Origin of the sequence: Mesorhizobium sp. INR15, assembly GCF_015500075.1 — a bacterium.
GTDB lineage: Bacteria > Pseudomonadota > Alphaproteobacteria > Rhizobiales > Rhizobiaceae > Mesorhizobium.
The window spans coordinates 4,013,775-4,030,622 of record NZ_CP045496.1; the positions used below are offsets into that span (position 1 = coordinate 4,013,775).

The following is a 16,848-nucleotide window of genomic DNA, read 5'->3' on the forward strand; positions in this document are numbered from 1 at the left end:
TTCCTTGGAGACGTTGTTCACCAGGTGGCGCACCTGAAGGCCGGCCTTGTGCGACCGTTCGAGCCGAGGGTGGCCAGAGAAGGCCACAGGCACCTTAGCCCGCCTGAGTTACACAGGCGCTATTTTTCCAACGCCACGGGTGCACTTACGACGACGGCTCCAGCCTTGATGGTCCACTCGGAAAAGACACCCGCGACATCGCCATTCTCGTCGAATTCGTGATCTCCGGCCGCGCCGCTATAGTTGATATCCTTGCCGGCCTTGATCAATTCGACGGCCTTGGCCCAGTCGCCGGGACCGACGATTTCGCCCGGGGCATTGGTGACGTCGCGAACGGCGTTGACGATTGCCCGCCGATCGGTGGATCCGGCTTTCTCGATGGCAAGCGCCGTGATCATCGCGGCGTCGTAGCCCTGCGCGGTGAACGTATACCCGAAGGTGAATTTGTCGGTGTGGCCATAAAGCTCCTTGAAGCGATCGCTCTGTGGTCCGATGGCCCCCGTGGGAACACTGCCGATAATTCGTCCTTCCAGATTTTCAGCACCGATGCCATCCAAAAGGGCGGAGACCTTCATCCCATCGGCAACGGCAAACTTCTCGAAAAGCCCGGATTCGAGCGACTGCCGCATGATGGTGAGGCCGCTCGAATCGCCGATTGCGAAGAGGACCAACGTCTGAGCGCCGCCGCTTGCCAGGGTTGCCAGCTCGGCCCGGTAGGATTCCTTCTTGTCCTCGTGAACACTGTCGCCGGCGATCTTTCCCCCGCCCGCGAGGTAGGCTTTCCGAAAAGCCTCCGCCAGGCCGACGCCATAGTCATTGTTCACATAGGTAAGCGCGACCTTGGTGATCCCCTTGGACAACAACAACCGGGCCATGAAGATGCCCTGGAAATTGTCCGACGGCACAACCCGGAACAGCACACCCTTGTCATCGAGTTTGGTGATCTCGGGAGACGTCGATACCGGCGACACCATCAGAACCCCGGCCGGTCCCGCCACGTTGCTGGCAGCCGGTATCGTTTCGCCCGAACAGGTGCCGCCGATGATCGCGGCCACTTGCTCGACATTGACGAGCTTGTTCGCCGCGTCCACGCCAACCTGGGCATTGCAGGCCGTGTCGGCTGGGATCAGCGTTACCTGTTGCCCCAGGACGCCGCCGGCGCTGTTGATTTCATCAATCGCGGCCTGTTCGGCGGCGAAAACCTGTTTGACCAGGTCCGCAGCCGGTCCAGTCAAGGCGGACAGGGATCCAATTCGAATGTCCGCGCGGGTTGCGCTGCTCTGCGCGACAACAAGCAACAGGCACAAGGCTGTCGATGTAACGAGTTGAAACCGTGAATTTTTCATTATTCTCCCCTTTTGCGGTATTGCCGGCTCTCTTCCCCGAAGGCCGGCATCATTTCAATGCCCAGTATCCGAACCCATTTTCTTTGCGTGTGTGGCTGGGCTCGACTGAAATCGAGCGGGCTGGCTCTGAGGCCGATGCCCTCGTCAACCCGCGCTTTTGTTGACGCTCTCACATTTGACGTGCGCTGAAAATATCAATATCTTGACGACTAAGTTCTAATAATTAGAGCGCATCGGAGATGCAGAATGGATGCTGGCCCGCGATATTTCATAGAGGTGGCGAAACAGGGCTCGTTTCGTGCGGCGTCAGACCGATTGAACGTGGCGGCTTCGGCCATTAGCCGTCAGGTCAAGTTGCTTGAGGAAGAGTTCGGCGCCGAGTTCTTCCAGCGCAGTGTCAAGGGTATCGAATTGACCGCGGCCGGCGAAGCTTTCCTGTCCTATGCCAAAGGAGTGGAAGCCGAGCGCAACCGCCTTCGCCAGAACCTTGATGATCTCAACAACCTGAAGCGCGGCCATGTTCGAATTTCTTCGATAGACGGCGTCGTGGCGGGTCCCTTGTCGGACATTATCGCCAATTTCCGCGGCAAGCATCCCGGGGTCACCTTCGACTTGCGGGCCATGGGTACGGATGCAGTCATCGAAGACATCAGGATAGGAAATGCCGACATAGGCATCGCATTTCATTCGCCGGCGCGGGAGGGCGTGCATGTCGCCCATCGCGTCCAGGATCCGCTCTATGCGATCGTCGGCATAAGCCATCATCTTGCGGCTCGCGATGAAATCACCATGGCTGAACTGGCGGAACTGCCGCTGGCGCTTCCCGACAGCACTTTCGGGATAAGGAAGCTGGTTGACGGCTGGTGCGTTACGCAGAAATTGCATCTCAATGTGGTTCTTGAAACCAATTCGATCGAGGCTCTTCGCGGCTACGCCCGTTCAGGCGCGGGGGTAACCTTGCTGCCGTTTCTGTCGTCCAGGCGGGATGTCGAAACGGGAATGGTCAAGGCGCTTCGGCTGGACGTGAAAGAATTGAGGTCGTCATCGGTGGAGGTCTGCGTGCATGCCGATCGGTTGCTGCCGATAGCCGCCGAGGCCTTTCTCAAAAACCTGGCTTCGCTTCTGGTCGGCGAGTCCCTGGATGGCGAGGGGGCGCCGATCTAGACCCAAGCGTGCCAACTACGACGCTCTAATTAATCGAACATAGAGTACAATATTTTGATATTTTCAGAGCACTAGAGATGTGACAACTTCTTGCCAGCAAGGTCGTTCGACCGGCATTTCTGGCGAGGAAGCGTATTGTCCAAGGATAGAATCCACTCACCGTTCGACGGACGGCTCGTTGGCGAAATGCCGATAGCTGGCGAGGCCGAGGTCGAGGCCGCCATTGCTGGCGCCGTTGCATCGTTCGAAAAATTCAAGCGCTTGCCGCGCTTTGTCAGAGCCGACATCCTTCAGCGCGCCTCCGAAATACTGCGAGAGCGCCGGGACGAGGCCGCCGCGCTGATTTCCGAGGAGGCTGGAAAGCCGCTCTATGATGCGCGTGGCGAGGTGGCCAGATCGATCTTTAATCTCTCCAACGCGGCGGCCGAGGCGCGGCGTTTTGCCGGCGTGGAAATTCCCCTCGACATGGACGGCGGCATCTTCGAATACCAGAATACCGGCGCCGGCGGCGCCCGGATGGACCTTGCCAGCGTCGACCAGGAAACGATGATTGCGGGAAGCCGTCGTGTCGGTCTGGCGCGCAGGTTTCCTATCGGGCCAATCCTGGCGATTGCGCCATTCAACTTCCCTTTGAACCTCGTCCTGCACAAGGTGGCGCCGGCGCTGGCGGTAGGCAATTCAGTGGTTCTGAAGCCCGCGCCGCAAACACCGCTCACGGCGGTCCTGCTGGCCGAGATTTTCAAGGATGCGGGCCTGCCGGACGGGGTCCTGACAGTCGTGCATTGTCCCGTGCCGCTCGCCGAGCGCATGGTGAAGGATGACCGATTCCATATGGTAACCTTCACCGGATCGGCGGCCGTCGGTTGGCATATCAAGTCGATCGCCGGAAGAAAGAAGGTCGCGCTTGAGCTTGGAGGCAACGCAGCTGTCGTTGTTTGCGCGGACGCCGACATTGATCTGGCGACGACGCGCTGCGTTCGTGGCGGTGTGGTGTATGGCGGTCAATACTGCATTGGCGTCCAGCGAATTCTCGTCGACCATCGTATTCGCCCAGCGTTTCAGGAAAGCCTCAAGCGGAAAATCCTGAGCTGCAAGGTCGGCGATCCGGCGATGGCCGACACCGATGTCGGTCCGGTTATCGACCAGAAATCCGCCGACAGGATCAAGTCCTGGATCGACGAGGCTGTCGCAGGCGGTGCGGAATTGGTGGTTGGCGGTGGCAAGGCCGGTTCCATTATCGAGCCGACACTGCTTGCGAACACCAGCACCGGGATGAAAGTCGAGGACGAGGAAATCTTCGGGCCGGTGATGACGATAAACTCGTTCTCTGATTTCAACGACGCGGTGCTGCGGGCAAACGCGACGCGTTATGGATTGCAGGGCGGCCTTTTCACCCGCGATATTCGCCAGGCCTTCAGGGCCTTGGAGGATTGGGATGTAGGGGGGCTGATGATCAACGACGTACCAATCTATCGGATCGACAACATGCCTTTCGGCGGCTGGAAAGAGTCGGGGTTGGGTCGTGAAGGTACAAAATTCGCCATGGAAGAGATGACGGAAATAAAGCATCTCGTGATCAACTATAACTGAATCATCTTTTGTACTCTGGAGTAAATCCTAATGGAAAATACACCCGTAACAATAAACCCAGCCAAAATCGGCTTGATCGGGGGATTGGCCATAAGGGCAGGAATTTTCTACTATGATCAGATTCTGAAGAGATACACGGATGCCAAACTTCCACTGGATCTCACGCTCAGGCACGCGGATGTCAGCACCGTTCTGGCTTATGTCGGCTCGGCAAATCGCGTTGGCCTTGGGACCTATCTGGGCTCCTTGGCCAATGAATTGTTCGACGCAGGCGTGGATACCGTGTCGGTGACAGCTGTCGCGCCGCATCTTGCGATCGACGACATCAAGAAGGCATCGAAGGGCCCGATCATCAATGTGCTCGAATCCATCGCTGGTGGCCTGAAGTCCGCTGGCCTGGAGCGCGTCGCCATTTTTGGCAACCGCGCCGTGATCGCGTCGGACATCTTCGGATCTGTTTCGGAACGCATGGTAGTCAGGCTCGATCCGAAGGAAGTCAGCGCCGTCCACGACACCTACAACGACATCGCATTGTATGGGAAACGCGGGACCGAGGCGGAAGTCGAGTATTTCAGAAATCTGGCCAATGATCTCATCACCAAGCGTGGCGCCCAGGCCATTGTCCTGGCGGGAACGGATCTGTCTTCCTTCTACGCCGAGAAGATCCCGGACTTTCCCTTTCTGGACGTGGCCCAACTGCACATCGATCAGATCCTCAAGGGGATTTGAGCTTCCCGCAATCAAGAAATTGTCGCCCTGGGGCTGCTGAAGACATGACAAGTGTAGCGAAATTGAACGTCGCGGTGTGGCGGTACGATCGTACCCAGGCGCTCTATGACGGCAGAATCTCGGTCGGAGCACGCGAGGCCGAGATGGTCGACAGGCCGCTGGAGGAGATATTCTCCAAGGCCTTCACATCGGCGGAATATGAGGTCAGCGAGCTTTCGCTCAGCAATTTCCTGCGGATGCGGGTCGACGGCGAATGTGCCTATCAGGGTATCCCGGTCTTTCCTTCGCGCAGTTTCCGGCATGGGGCGTTCTATGTCCGCAAGGACAATCTCATCAACGATCCGCGCGATCTTGTCGGGCGAAAGATAGGTGTTCGGGAATATTCCATGACGGCCGCGCTGGCAGCGCGGGGTGGTTTGCGGGACCAGTTTGGCGTCGAGGCCGACCAGGTGCATTGGCTGGTTGGCGATGTTAACGAGAAGGAGCGCGACACTATCCCGCTTCCTGTCCTCTACAAGGATATCTCCATCGCGGTCGCGGCGGGCGGAGCACTCCTGGACGATCTGCTGCTGGCCGGCGAGATCGACGCCATCCTCGCATACAAACCAATCAAGAGCTCCATTGGGCCAACCGCCAGAACCAGGAGGCTGTTCGAAAATTCGGAAGCGGTCGAGAAGGACTACTTCGCGAAGACCCAGGTGTTTCCGATCATGCATCTGGTTGGCGTTCGGACCGAAGACGCTCGAGCAGACCCAACACTTGTCCGGGACGTGTACCAGGCATTCGCGGAAGCTCAGCGTCTCGCGAGCGCGGACCTTGCCTATGAGCAAGCACTGAAGATCGGGCTTCCATGGTTGCGGCAGGAGCTGGAGCGCACCAAGGCGATCATGGGCCAGGACTACTGGCCTGGTGGCTTTGCAGCGAACCGGCACGTGCTGGAAACGATGATCAACTGGTCATTCCAGGACGGCCTGATCTCTCGAAAGATCGAGCCCGAAGAGCTGTTCTTCAGCGAGATGCTGACGACTTGAAACACTCGATGCCGCAGGGCCCCATCTCAGGGTTTCTGGAAACAGCTTGCGTCAGCAAGAAATGAGGAATTCCAATATGTCTTTCTTCAGTCGGTTTGCCTCCATGGACGAGGCTGTTTCAGCCGCGCTCCCACGCCAGCGCGGACTGTATATCGACGGCAGGTGGCAGATGGCCAGCGGTGGCGAGGCCGCCACGTATAACCCCGGCAAGGGGACCGAACTGGGGACCGTCGCGGAAGCCAATGCGCAGGACGTCGAAAGGGCTGTAACGGCTGCGCACAAAGCCTTTCTGTCGTGGCGCAAAGTCAAACCACAGGAGCGCGCGGGTCTGCTGAAGCGCATCGCGACGGTGTTGCGTGAGAACGCCGAGGAACTGGCGCTGCTGGATTCCGCCAATTGCGGAAATCCGGTACGGGCGATGACACGCGACGTCCTGGATGGCGCGGCGCTGGTCGATTACTTCGCCGGCCTGGCCATCGAGGCCAAGGGAGAGGTCATGCCGGTCGGGGAGGGCAAGCTGAACCTCACCGTGCAGGAGCCTTACGGGGTCTGCGTGCGCATACTTGCCTATAACCATCCGCTGATGTTCGCAGCCGGTAAACTGGCCGCGCCCTTGGTGACAGGCAACACGGTGATCCTCAAGCCGCCGCCGCAGGCGCCACTGTCGGTCATCCGCATGATGGAACTTGTCGATGGCATTCTGCCGCCGGGCGTTCTCAGTCTTGTAACCGGCGGCCTCGAATGCGGCCGGGCGCTTGTCTCTCATCCGCTGACGCGGGTCGTAGGCCTGGTCGGCAGCGTGCCTGCCGGCAGGGCGGCTGCGATATCGGCAGCGGAAGGTTTGAAGCACACCGCGCTCGAACTGGGCGGCAAGAACGCCCTGATTGCCTATCCCGACGCTGACATCGACCGCACCGTCGCCGGCGCCATCAGCGGCATGAATTTCGCATGGTGCGGACAGTCCTGCGGGTCGACCTCGCGGCTCTTCGTTCACGAAAGCATCCACGACGAGGTCTTGAGCGGACTGCTTGAGAAAATCACGTCCTTCAAGCCGGGGATTCCCACCGAACTGACAACGACCATGGGCGCGATAATTTCCCCCGCGCAACTCGGCAAGATCAAAAGCTACATCGAAATTGGTCGCAACGAAGCTGATCTCGTCTACGGCGGCACCACGCCGACGGAGGCGGAGTTGCAAGGTGGAAACTACATCGACCCGACCGTCTTCGTCGATGTTGACATGTCGAAACGCATCGCTCGGGAGGAGATCTTCGGCCCGGTTATTTCTGTCCTCAAATGGACGGATGAGGAGCGGATGTTTGGTGATGTGAACGCCGTGGACTACGGCCTGACCGCCTCGATTTTCACCACCAATTTGAGGAATGCTCACCATGCTTCCAGGCAAGTGGAAAGTGGATATGTATGGGTTAACGACGCCGGACCACATATACTTGGAGCACCATTTGGCGGGTATAAGATGTCTGGTATCGGCCGCGAAGAGGCATTTTCTGAGCTTTATTCGTTCACGCAGACAAAGAACGTGAACATCACCCTGTAAGCCGGATTACGAAAAGAGTGTCAGGCTTCATCAGCGCTGAAGTGGTGACTGCTCCCGACATCGAGAGCTCGGTGCTCCAGCCCTCCGGAGCAGGAAAGGCCACAACATCGTGAAGATCGTCCTCATCGGTTTCGGCGCAATCAATCGCCACGTTGTGGATGTTCTCAGCAGGACCGCGCCTGAGGTCCAGATTGCGGCGATAGGGCTGCCTCCCGGGCACGAATTGGTCGGGGGCGTGCCAGGCGCAAGGTTAGTGACCGAACCTGAAGCGCTTCGCGAGATCCGGCCCGACATGGTCGTCGAGGCAGCCAGCCGCGAAGCCGTATCGGCGTGGGGCGAGGCAGCCTTGATGTACTGCCCCACATTCATAGTTTCGTCCGCCAGCGCGCTTGCGGACGACATATTTTCTGACCGGATGCACAGGCTGGCGATCGCGAATGGAAGCCGGCTCATCGTTTCGTCCGGCGCGGTCGCAGGCATTGATGCTTTGGCTGCCGTGTCATTGGCCGGCGTCGACATGCTGCATCATGAAATCATCAAGCCGCCGGCTGCATGGCAAGGAACACCTGCCGACGCGTTGCTCGATGGGGTCTTCACGGCTCCGGTGTCGTTCTTCAGCGGCACAGCCAGGCAGGCAGGGATGGCGTTTCCTGCCAACGCCAATGTTGCTGTCATCACGGCAAAGGGTAGTGGTGCCGGCCTCGACGCGGCCAGGGTTGAGCTGGTGGCGGATCCGTCCGCGACTGAAAACAGGCACAGGATCACGGCCGCCGGCGTCTTTGGTACGATACGGGTCGAGGTGGACAACAAACCGTTGAAAGCCAATCCGAAGTCTTCCCAACTCGCCGCATTGGCTTTGGCGCGGTTGGTTTTGTTGCAAATGCCTGGAGTGCGTTTCTAGCCGGGTGTGCATCCGCCAGGCTCGTCGACAAGGTTTGGGATCCATTTCCCAGAATACGAAAGTTCGCTTTGATGGCCGCTGAGACATACGACTACATCATCGTTGGCGCCGGCTCCGCCGGTTGCGCCTTGGCCTACAGGCTTTCTGAAGACGCAAACGTGCGCGTGCTTGTGCTCGAGGCCGGCGGTTGGGACACAAACCCGCTGATCCACATACCGCTGGGTTGGCCACGCCTTTTGCTCAAGCGCATGGACGATTGGATGTACTTTTCAGAGCCGCAGCCTGAGATCGGCAACAGGCCGATGGAGTTCGCGCGTGGAAAGGTCATTGGCGGCTCCTCCTCGATCAACGCAATGGCCTATGTGCGCGGAAATCGGGCCGACTACGATCGCTGGGCCGCCAGTGGCCTCCAGGGGTGGTCTTACGATGAGGTCTTGCCATATTTCCGGCGGCAGGAGACGTGGGAAGGAGGAGCCGATGCCTTCCGAGGCGGCGGCGGTCCTCTCGCCACCAGGTTCTCGCGGTTCAAGGATCCGTTGGTCGAGGCATTCACAGCCGCCGGCCTCGCCGCTGGGCATCCATACACGCCCGACTACAACGGCGCCCAGCAGGAAGGTTTTGGTGAATGGCAATTCACCATCAAGGATGGCCGCCGCTGCAGTGCGGCCACCGCCTATCTGAAGCCGGCATTGAGGCGGCGAAACGTGACCTTGAAGCTCAAGGCCCTAGCCACCCAGGTCGAATTCGAGAATGACCGCGCCACCGGTGTCAGGTATCTGCGGCACGGATCGATCCACACCGTCCATGCCGAACGCGAGGTCATCCTGTGTGGTGGCGTCGTCAACTCACCCCAGTTGCTCAACCTGTCCGGCATCGGCGACCCACGCGAACTCAGGGCCGCGGGAGTGTCGACCCGGGTAGAGCTTGCCGGCGTCGGCAAGAATCTCCAAGACCACATCTCGGCCGCTGTCCACTACCGCCGCAGCGAGGCTGGCGCGTTGTACAAGCGCATGCGCGCCGATCGCATCATCCGCGACCTCGCAAGTGCATATTTCTTCGGAAAGGGCGTGGCCACCGACCTGCCTTCAGGCAGCATGGCGTTTCTCAAGAGTTCCCCAGACGTCCCGATTCCTGATCTGCAATTCAAGCCTATTGCCGCGCCGATGACGGCCACGCCGCATCTGGGACCTCTCTACAGGGGCTATGAAGACGGCTTTGCGCTGAGGGCAATCGTCGTACGGCCGGAAAGCCGGGGGCATATCAGCCTGAAGACCGATGACCCGAGAATGGCTCCTCGGATCCTGCAGAATTTTCTCACCAGTGAAAACGACCGCAAGCTGCTTCGCACCGGCCTTCGGATGGCAAGGGATATTGGTCGCCAGGAGCCGATGCGGAAATATGTCGATCGCGAAATCGCGCCAGCCGGATTCTCGGATGGCGAGATCGACGAGCATATTCATGCGACCGCGATAACTGTCCACCATCCACTTGGCACCTGCAAAATGGGTACGGAGGCAGATCCGTTGGCGGTGGTGGACACAAGCCTTCGGGTTCGCGGGACGCGTGGACTGAGGGTCGTTGATGCATCGGTCATGCCCGACCTCGTGGGCGGCAACATCAATGCGCCGGTCATAATGATTGCCGAGAAAGCCGCGGATATTATCGCTGGCCGCTCGTTGCTTTCAGGCAGCTGACGCGCTCCGCGCGCGACCTCACTTGGCAACTGGCGTCCAACGCTCCGCTGCCCCTTAGCGGAGTTTTGCAGTCATTGGTCCGAACTCATGCTGGCGGGGATGCCCTAGGTTGCCTGCGGAAAACCGGTCTCTGCCATCGATTGGATGTCAAACATCGACGCAACTCAGCGCTCGCGCTCGCTCGCCACCGTTACGTCACTGGTGACCCCGCGAAGCGGATCCGCAACAGCCACCACCAATATAGCCATGCCGAAAAAGGAAGGGGTTGACGCAGTTCCAAGAGGACGCGCCTGCCGAGGCGGTCAAGGTCAACGGCGCCGATCCCGATTTCCATCGTCGCGATTCCCGTGACAATCCCATCTTCGCTATTACCTGTTTTTCTACGCCAGAGCCCTAAGCGATCGATTTTCTGTTGATCCGACCGGGCAGTCGGCTCATTTATCGCAGGGAGCAAACGACGCGAAGGAAGACGCCAGGAATTCAGATCAGCAGCAGGCCCTTCATGCTGGCATAGCCCTTGCGGCCGATGATGATGTGGTCGTGCACCGAGATACCCAGCCGCTTGCCGGCTTCGACGATTTCCTTGGTCATCTCGATATCGGCGCGCGACGGTGTCGGGTCGCCGGAGGGATGGTTGTGCACCAGGATGATCGCTGTGGCGGAGAGTTCGAGCGCGCGCTTGACCACTTCGCGCGGATAGACCGGCGTATGATCGACGGTGCCGACCTGCTGAACCTCGTCGGCGATCAGGGCGTTCTTCTTGTCCAAGAAGAGGATGCGGAACTGCTCGCGTTCCTCGAAGGCCATGGCGGAGCGGCAATAATCCAGAACCTGCGTCCATGATGAGAGGAGTTCGCGGCCGCGGATTTCGCCGCGCAGCATGCGCTGTGCGGTCGCCGCAACGACCTTGAGATCAAGCGCCACCGCCGAGCCGATGCCTTTGACCTCCTGCAACAGGCCAACCGGTGCCCCGAGTACCTCGGCCAGAGAGCCGAAGCGCGCCAGCAGTGCCTTGGCGACCGGCTTGGTGTCGGCGCGGGGAATCAGCCGGAACAGCAGAAGCTCCAGCAGTTCGTAGTCGGGCAAGGCGTCCGGGCCGGCGGCAGCAAAGCGCTCGCGCAGTCGGTCGCGATGGCCGAGATAGTCGGGTTTCTGCTCGATCACCTTGGCTTTGGCGGGCGGCGGCATGGGCCTTTCAGCGAAGAAGCTCCGCTCATCGTCATCGCTTGAAGTTGCCATATGCCGCCCGTATCCAGCCTGCCGCGGATTGCCGATCCCAAAGAAAATACTAGGACGGCAAGTAAACGCGGTCGAGTTCTTTTGAACCGTGCCGATCAATCAATAGCAGTCAAGCAGTCACTCCCATTCGGCTGAAGGGAGTGCGCAATGTTGCGGCAATGGGAAACGCGCAAGCTTTTTGGTGTTGCCATTAATGGCACCCATCCGGAGAACCAAGATGCCCAGCCTCGTTCGTATCCTGTTGTCTGCCGGGCTGCTTCTCAGTTTCAGTCCTGCCATGGCGGCCCCAGCCCCGACGACCGATGCCATGCCTATCAACAGCCGCGCCTATAAAAAGCCGCTGGTTCATTTCATCCAATCCTATGACCCCTGCACCGATGGCCGTTTCAGCGACGGCAGGCCGCACGGTTGCGACGAGATCCTGCGCATGCTGGATAACAGGGAGCACTATCAGGAAAGTCGCGAGCGCTATGATCCCTGCAAGGATGGCAGCGTCAGCGATGGCCGCCCGCGCGGTTGCCGCGAAATCATGCGCTGGCTACGAGACCGAAACGAGGACGAAGACTGGCGGCCACGCAGACCCTGGAAATAGGGCGCGCCGGTCCGCCGCTTTGCTCGGCGTTTCAATTGTTTCCCAGGTAGTCCGTGCTCAGAAGTTCGTGCAGCCTCGTGGCCGCCGCGCTCAAGAATCCGTCTCGGCGCGTAACAATGAAAATTGGCATGGTCGGCGTGAGATCACCCACGCTGATCGTCACGAGTGTCCCGGACGCAAGCTCTTCCGCAACGCCGCTCTCGGTCATCAAGGCAAGGCCAAAGCCGGCTTCGACCAGACGCTTCTGCGCGGTCAAGCTGTCGACAGGGGTCCAGTTGACGTCGCCTAGTCCGAGCGTCCGAAAGATGCTGAACACATGGGAGGCCCAGATTTCGCGCTGCCCCGGAATTTCCGGGAAGGCTATCCATCTCTCGTCGACCAGTTGATTGAGCGATGCGATCGATTGGCCGGCCATGGCGTGGTCCGTCGAGCAGACGACAAGAAGCCTTTCAACGCCCAGGCACTCATAGTGCAGGTCGGGCGATCGATCCCGGTCGTAGCGGATGCCGATGGTGACTTCGCCACGCCGCACGAGATCGCTGACTTCGGTGCTTCGTACCGTCTGCAGCGCCAAGTCCACCGAGGGATGGCTGAGTGCGAAGCGCTTCAGGATGGCGGTCAGCCTGGTGCTGGCGAGCGTGCCCACGACCGCCAGTGACAGCGGGCCGGCGTTCTCCGTCTTGAGCGCATGCACGGCCGCCTCGGCATCTTGAAGTGCCGTAAGCGCGCGCTCGGCATAGGGCAACAGGACACGGCCTGCCTGGCTTAGTGCGATGCCGCTGGACATCCGCTCGAACAGCGGCATGCCGAGCTCCTGTTCCAGCATGTTTATGCGATGCGAAATGGCGGGCTGTGTCCTGTTCAAGACGCGAGCTGCGTTCGAAAAACCGCGCTGCCGATAGACCATCAGGAAGGTGTTCAGCGCCTCGGTGTCCATCGCTCAGCTATAAATTTGGTCTATGGGGTCGACAAATATTAGAAATTGGACGAATGGCGTCAAGCCAAATAGGCGTTGTCCCTGCTGGTGAATTGCACAGGAGATACGCTCGTGGCCACGCAAGTTGAAAAGGCTGACGCGTTCAAGGCGCTGCACGCGATGGAACGCGGCTTCGTGATGCCCAACGCGTGGGATGCCGGAAGCGCGATCGTCCTGGCGGATGGAGGCGTGCCGGCAATCGGCACGACCAGCGCCGGCATCGCGTTTTCGCTCGGCAAGCCCGATTTCGATATTCGCGATGCGCGTTCCGTGCTGACCCGCCAGGAAATGTTTGAGCGTCTTCGGCAAATCGTCAGCGCCGTTACCTTGCCTGTCAATGGCGATCTGGAGGACGGCTATGGCGAGGGGCCCGAAGCTGTCGCCGACACCGTCAGATTGGCGATCGAGGTTGGGCTGGCAGGCGGCAACATTGAAGACAACAACCCGCGCACGGAGGGCCTTTACGAACAGGCCCTTGCCGTCGATCGGATAAGAGCAGCGAGAGCCGCCGTGACGGCAGCAGGCGGCGCCTTTGTCATCAATGCAAAGATCGACGCATTCCTCGTGCCGACGGTCAATCCATTGAAGGAAGCCATCACGCGGGCGAACCTGTTTCTCGAGGCGGGCGCGGATTGCGTCTACCCATGCGGACCCAACGACCTCGACACAATCAAAACGCTGGTCCGTGAAATCAATGGTCCGGTCAACATAGTCATTGGCTGGGGAACCGTTCCGCTGAGCGTGCCGGTCTTGCTCGATATCGGTGTCAAGCGGGTCAGCCTCGGCGGCAGCATAGCGCGATCCGCGCTTGGTCTCGTTCGCCGCAGCGTCCGCGAATTGTGCGATCAGGGCACGATTGATTTCGCTGCCGACCAGATCGGCCAGCAGGAACTGAACGCTCTCTTTTCGCGGTGATGGCGGCAATACGGCGCTATCCGCGCCGGCATGTGCCACCCAAGCCTCACCAAGACGAAACACGGAGATCGGTAGCCGATACTCCGATCAAAGAATCTCGGCTCAACACATCAAAAGGGGGAATAGGAATGAACAGGATACTGAAGCTTGCATTTTCAATGCCGCTGCTTGCGCTTGCAATGCCGGCAGCAGCGGGCACGCTTGAGAACGTCAAGGCTGCGGGTTTCGTCAAATGTGGTGTGAGCACAGGCGTCGCCGGGTTTTCAGCTCCCAATGACAAGGGCGAATGGTCCGGTCTCGACGTCGATCTCTGCCGTGCCGTTGCCGCTGCGATCTTCGACGATCCCAATGCGGTCAAATTCTCTCCGCTGTCGGCCAAGGAGCGGTTTACGGCCATTCAGTCGGGCGAGGTCGACATCCTGCAATACAACACGACCTGGTCGCTCAGCCGTGACACGGCTCTCGGCTTGAATTTCCGCGCCGTGAACTACTATGACGGCCAGGGATTCATGATCAATTCCAGGAAGTTGCCCGAGGTGAAATCGGCTCGGCAGCTTGCCGGCGCCTCGGTCTGCATCCAGACCGGCACAACCAGCGAGCTGAACGTCGCCGACTACTTCAGGGCCAACAACATAGAGTACAATCCGGTCGTCTTCGAAAAGCTCGAGGAGATCCGCTCCGCCTATGATTCCGGCCGTTGCGATGTCGTCACGCTCGACCAGTCGGCCCTGTACAGCGTCCGCCTGACGCTCGCTGATCCGGCCGACCACATCGTCCTCCCCGAGGTCATCTCGAAGGAGCCACTCGGGTCCGCCGTGCGCCAGGGCGATGATAAATGGTTCGATATCGTCAGTTGGGCGCATTATGCGATGGTCACGGCCGAGGAACTGGGCATCACCCGGGCCAATGTCGATGACATGAAAGTCAACGGCAATTCCGAGGTGAAGCGCGTGCTTGGCCAGGAGGCCGACAGCAAGCTGGGGGCGGACCTTGGTCTCGAAAGTGACTGGGTCGCCCGCATCATCAAACATGTCGGCAATTATGGTGAGGTTTTCGACCGCGATGTCGGCTCCGGAAGCCCGCTGAAGATCGCCCGCGGCATCAACACTTTGTGGAGCAATGGCGGCCTCCAGTATGCGCCGCCGCTTCGCTGACCGAAGCGGGAAGGGTGATTCGCCGACGGCGAACACGAGGACACCGAGCCCATCAAGAAAATCTATCGGCACCAAAGAAACTACACATTCGACGAGCGGGGGCTGGCCAGCTAAGCGATCCCGCCACCACCAGTGCGAAGGAGAACCAGGCGTGATGAGTGAAAGACGGAAGGCCGGAGCTGAGGTGACCCATCCCACGAGCGGCAACTCCGCTCTGTCCAATGAGGTTGCGCAGGAGCCGGCTCATGTGCGGGCAGCAGCGGCGCACCCCAACCCCTATCCGTTCTATTCGCGGCTGGTGGCGGGCGCGCCGATCTATCGGGAAGGACCCACGGGGCCGTGGATCGCGGTCAGCGCGGCGGCGGTGAACGCTGTGCTGACCAGCCCGCTTTGCCTGACGAGGCCGGCGGGCAACCCGGTGCCCGAGCCGATGGCCGGCACGCCTGTCGCCGAGATATTCAGCCGTCTCGTGCGGATGAACGACGGGGAAATCCATTGTCCTTTGAAGAGTACGGTGGCGTCGGCCCTCGAAGGGTTGAGCGACCGTCGGGTCGCTGACCTCACCAAAAATCTGGCAACGGACCTGGCCGCGACTATTGGGCCGGAGATGGACGATGAGCGGTTGACGCGATTCATCTACACGCTGCCGGCGGAGGTCATCATGAGCCTGCTGGGCATTCCGGCCGTCAGCTTTGCCGAAGTAGCAGGCTGGATGGGCGACTACGGCACGGCGGCGGCATCGGCTGTTACGGGTGTTCCTCCAGTAAGCTCCGATATCATGTCAGCCGGCGCCGAAAGCTCCGCCATGCTTCTTCGCCTGTTCCGTGATCTGTTCGAGGCGCCAAGCGATGATGACGGCTCGCTCTTTGGGGCGCTTGCGCGCCAGGCGGCCCGTTCCGGCAAGCCAGATGCGGAGATGGTGATCGCCAATGGCATCGGGTTGATGGCGCAAGGTTTCGCCGGAACCGCCGCGCTGATCGGCTCGACCCTTGTCGCACTGGCGCGGCATCCTGATGTCCTGGCAGCTGTTCGTGGTGACCGGACACTGCTCGGCCAAGCCGTTCATGAGGTGCTGCGCCACGATCCGATAACCCACAGCACCCTTCGTTTCGTGGACAAGGGCGGCATTGTCGCGGGGCAGCCGATGTTGGCGGGCGACATGATCATCGTCACGCTGGCGGCGGCCAGCCGCGATCCGGCGCTCAATCCCGATCCCGATCGTTTCGATATTTTCCGCGAAAACCGCAAATATCTGGAGTTCGGAACGGGCGTGCATGCGTGCCCGAGCGTCCAGCTGGCGACCACGATCGCTGAAGTTGCTCTGAACCATCTGCTTGAGCGAGGGGTAGGGCTCAACGGACTGGAAAAGCGTGTGTCTTACAGGCCCTCCGCCCATGTCCGCATGCCGGTTTTCAACGCCTAGGATATCCGCGATGGTTCTTGGCTCGCCTTGGGGTTGGACCGATTTTCCTGGAACAAACTCTGCTTGCCAGCGTGGCCTCGTGTTCCCATATCCGGTCTCTATTTCTCCTGCCCGGACTTTGAGGGCAGAGGGTCAGAAGAGGCAAGCCGCCATGAACCGGGACAATGTGGTCGATATCTATTGCGCGGCCTGGGGCGAGGCGGATCCAATCCGGCGGGATGGAATCCTGAAGCCGGTCTGGGCCGAGCGCGCCACTTACACCGATCCAACCGCGCATCTTGTCAGCAGGTCCGAGTTGATAGCGCATATCGGCCAGGTGCTGGCGCACTATCCCGGCTCGCATATCGAACGCACGAGCGCCGTCGACGCTCATCATTCGGTCGCGCGGTTCACCTGGAAAATGATCCTCGCCGATGGATCTTCACTGCCCGAAGGCATCGACTTCGTGGAATTCACGGAGGCTGGAACGCTTAATCGCGTTGTCGGATTTTTCGGGCCGCTTTCGGCGTCGGGCGCTGCCAGGCGATAGCCGTAGG

At 59.9% G+C, this 16,848-nt stretch carries 15 protein-coding genes; 12 read left to right on the top strand and 3 right to left on the bottom strand.

Features of this window, described 5'->3' with window-relative positions; genetic code table 11:
- Positions 1-119 precede the first annotated feature (119 nt).
- Complete coding sequence (locus GA829_RS19550) at positions 120-1,235, bottom strand: ABC transporter substrate-binding protein (protein ID WP_195174329.1); 1,116 nt, start codon at positions 1,233-1,235, stop codon at positions 120-122.
- Positions 1,236-1,592: 357 nt separating this feature from the next.
- On the opposite strand from GA829_RS19550, the gene GA829_RS19555 reads away from it, so the two are divergent.
- From GA829_RS19555 to GA829_RS19585, 7 genes are all read left to right on the top strand, one after another.
- Positions 1,593-2,510: a LysR family transcriptional regulator gene (locus tag GA829_RS19555; protein ID WP_195174330.1), complete on the top strand. Its 918-nt coding sequence runs from the start codon at positions 1,593-1,595 to the stop codon at positions 2,508-2,510.
- A gap of 186 nt (positions 2,511-2,696) precedes the next feature.
- Positions 2,697-4,100 (top strand): aldehyde dehydrogenase family protein, encoded by a 1,404-nt coding sequence (locus GA829_RS19560; RefSeq protein ID WP_195179733.1) that lies wholly within the window; start codon positions 2,697-2,699, stop codon positions 4,098-4,100.
- 30 nt (positions 4,101-4,130) lie between these two features.
- Positions 4,131-4,829, top strand: coding sequence for an aspartate/glutamate racemase family protein (locus GA829_RS19565; RefSeq protein WP_195174331.1), 699 nt, complete (start codon positions 4,131-4,133; stop codon positions 4,827-4,829).
- 44 nt (positions 4,830-4,873) lie between these two features.
- Positions 4,874-5,860: a substrate-binding domain-containing protein gene (locus tag GA829_RS19570; RefSeq protein WP_195174332.1), complete on the top strand. Its 987-nt coding sequence runs from the start codon at positions 4,874-4,876 to the stop codon at positions 5,858-5,860.
- Between the two features lie 76 nt (positions 5,861-5,936).
- The gene (locus tag GA829_RS19575) at positions 5,937-7,418 is read left to right on the top strand and encodes an aldehyde dehydrogenase family protein (RefSeq protein ID WP_258051789.1); all 1,482 of its coding nucleotides are present in this window, start codon (positions 5,937-5,939) and stop codon (positions 7,416-7,418) included.
- 109 nt (positions 7,419-7,527) lie between these two features.
- Positions 7,528-8,319 carry an aspartate dehydrogenase gene (locus GA829_RS19580; RefSeq protein ID WP_195174333.1) on the top strand — a complete coding sequence of 264 codons (792 nt, stop codon included), beginning with the start codon at positions 7,528-7,530 and terminating at the stop codon, positions 8,317-8,319.
- A 71-nt stretch (positions 8,320-8,390) separates the two neighbouring features.
- The gene (locus GA829_RS19585) at positions 8,391-10,013 is read left to right on the top strand and encodes a GMC family oxidoreductase (RefSeq protein ID WP_258051790.1); all 1,623 of its coding nucleotides are present in this window, start codon (positions 8,391-8,393) and stop codon (positions 10,011-10,013) included.
- A gap of 480 nt (positions 10,014-10,493) precedes the next feature.
- Here GA829_RS19585 and radC read toward each other — a convergent pair whose 3' ends face one another.
- A complete protein-coding gene (gene radC / locus GA829_RS19590; RefSeq protein WP_195174335.1) occupies positions 10,494-11,252 on the bottom strand; it encodes a RadC family protein in 759 nt (252 codons plus the stop codon).
- A gap of 217 nt (positions 11,253-11,469) precedes the next feature.
- Between radC and GA829_RS19595 the strand changes: the two genes are divergently transcribed.
- Positions 11,470-11,844, top strand: a complete 375-nt coding sequence (locus GA829_RS19595; RefSeq protein ID WP_195174336.1) for a hypothetical protein — start codon at positions 11,470-11,472, stop codon at positions 11,842-11,844.
- A gap of 31 nt (positions 11,845-11,875) precedes the next feature.
- On the opposite strand, the gene GA829_RS19600 is transcribed toward GA829_RS19595, so the two are convergent.
- Positions 11,876-12,781 carry a LysR family transcriptional regulator gene (locus GA829_RS19600; RefSeq protein WP_195174337.1) on the bottom strand — a complete coding sequence of 302 codons (906 nt, stop codon included), beginning with the start codon at positions 12,779-12,781 and terminating at the stop codon, positions 11,876-11,878.
- A gap of 111 nt (positions 12,782-12,892) precedes the next feature.
- Between GA829_RS19600 and GA829_RS19605 the strand changes: the two genes are divergently transcribed.
- The 4 genes from GA829_RS19605 (at position 12,893) to GA829_RS19620 (ending at position 16,841) form a co-directional block, all read left to right on the top strand.
- Positions 12,893-13,735 (top strand): isocitrate lyase/PEP mutase family protein, encoded by an 843-nt coding sequence (locus tag GA829_RS19605; RefSeq protein ID WP_210337680.1) that lies wholly within the window; start codon positions 12,893-12,895, stop codon positions 13,733-13,735.
- A 128-nt stretch (positions 13,736-13,863) separates the two neighbouring features.
- Positions 13,864-14,889, top strand: coding sequence for an amino acid ABC transporter substrate-binding protein (locus tag GA829_RS19610; RefSeq protein ID WP_195174338.1), 1,026 nt, complete (start codon positions 13,864-13,866; stop codon positions 14,887-14,889).
- Between the two features lie 154 nt (positions 14,890-15,043).
- Positions 15,044-16,312, top strand: a complete 1,269-nt coding sequence (locus GA829_RS19615; RefSeq protein WP_195174339.1) for a cytochrome P450 — start codon at positions 15,044-15,046, stop codon at positions 16,310-16,312.
- A 151-nt stretch (positions 16,313-16,463) separates the two neighbouring features.
- Positions 16,464-16,841, top strand: coding sequence for a nuclear transport factor 2 family protein (locus GA829_RS19620; protein WP_195174340.1), 378 nt, complete (start codon positions 16,464-16,466; stop codon positions 16,839-16,841).
- Positions 16,842-16,848 lie beyond the last annotated feature (7 nt).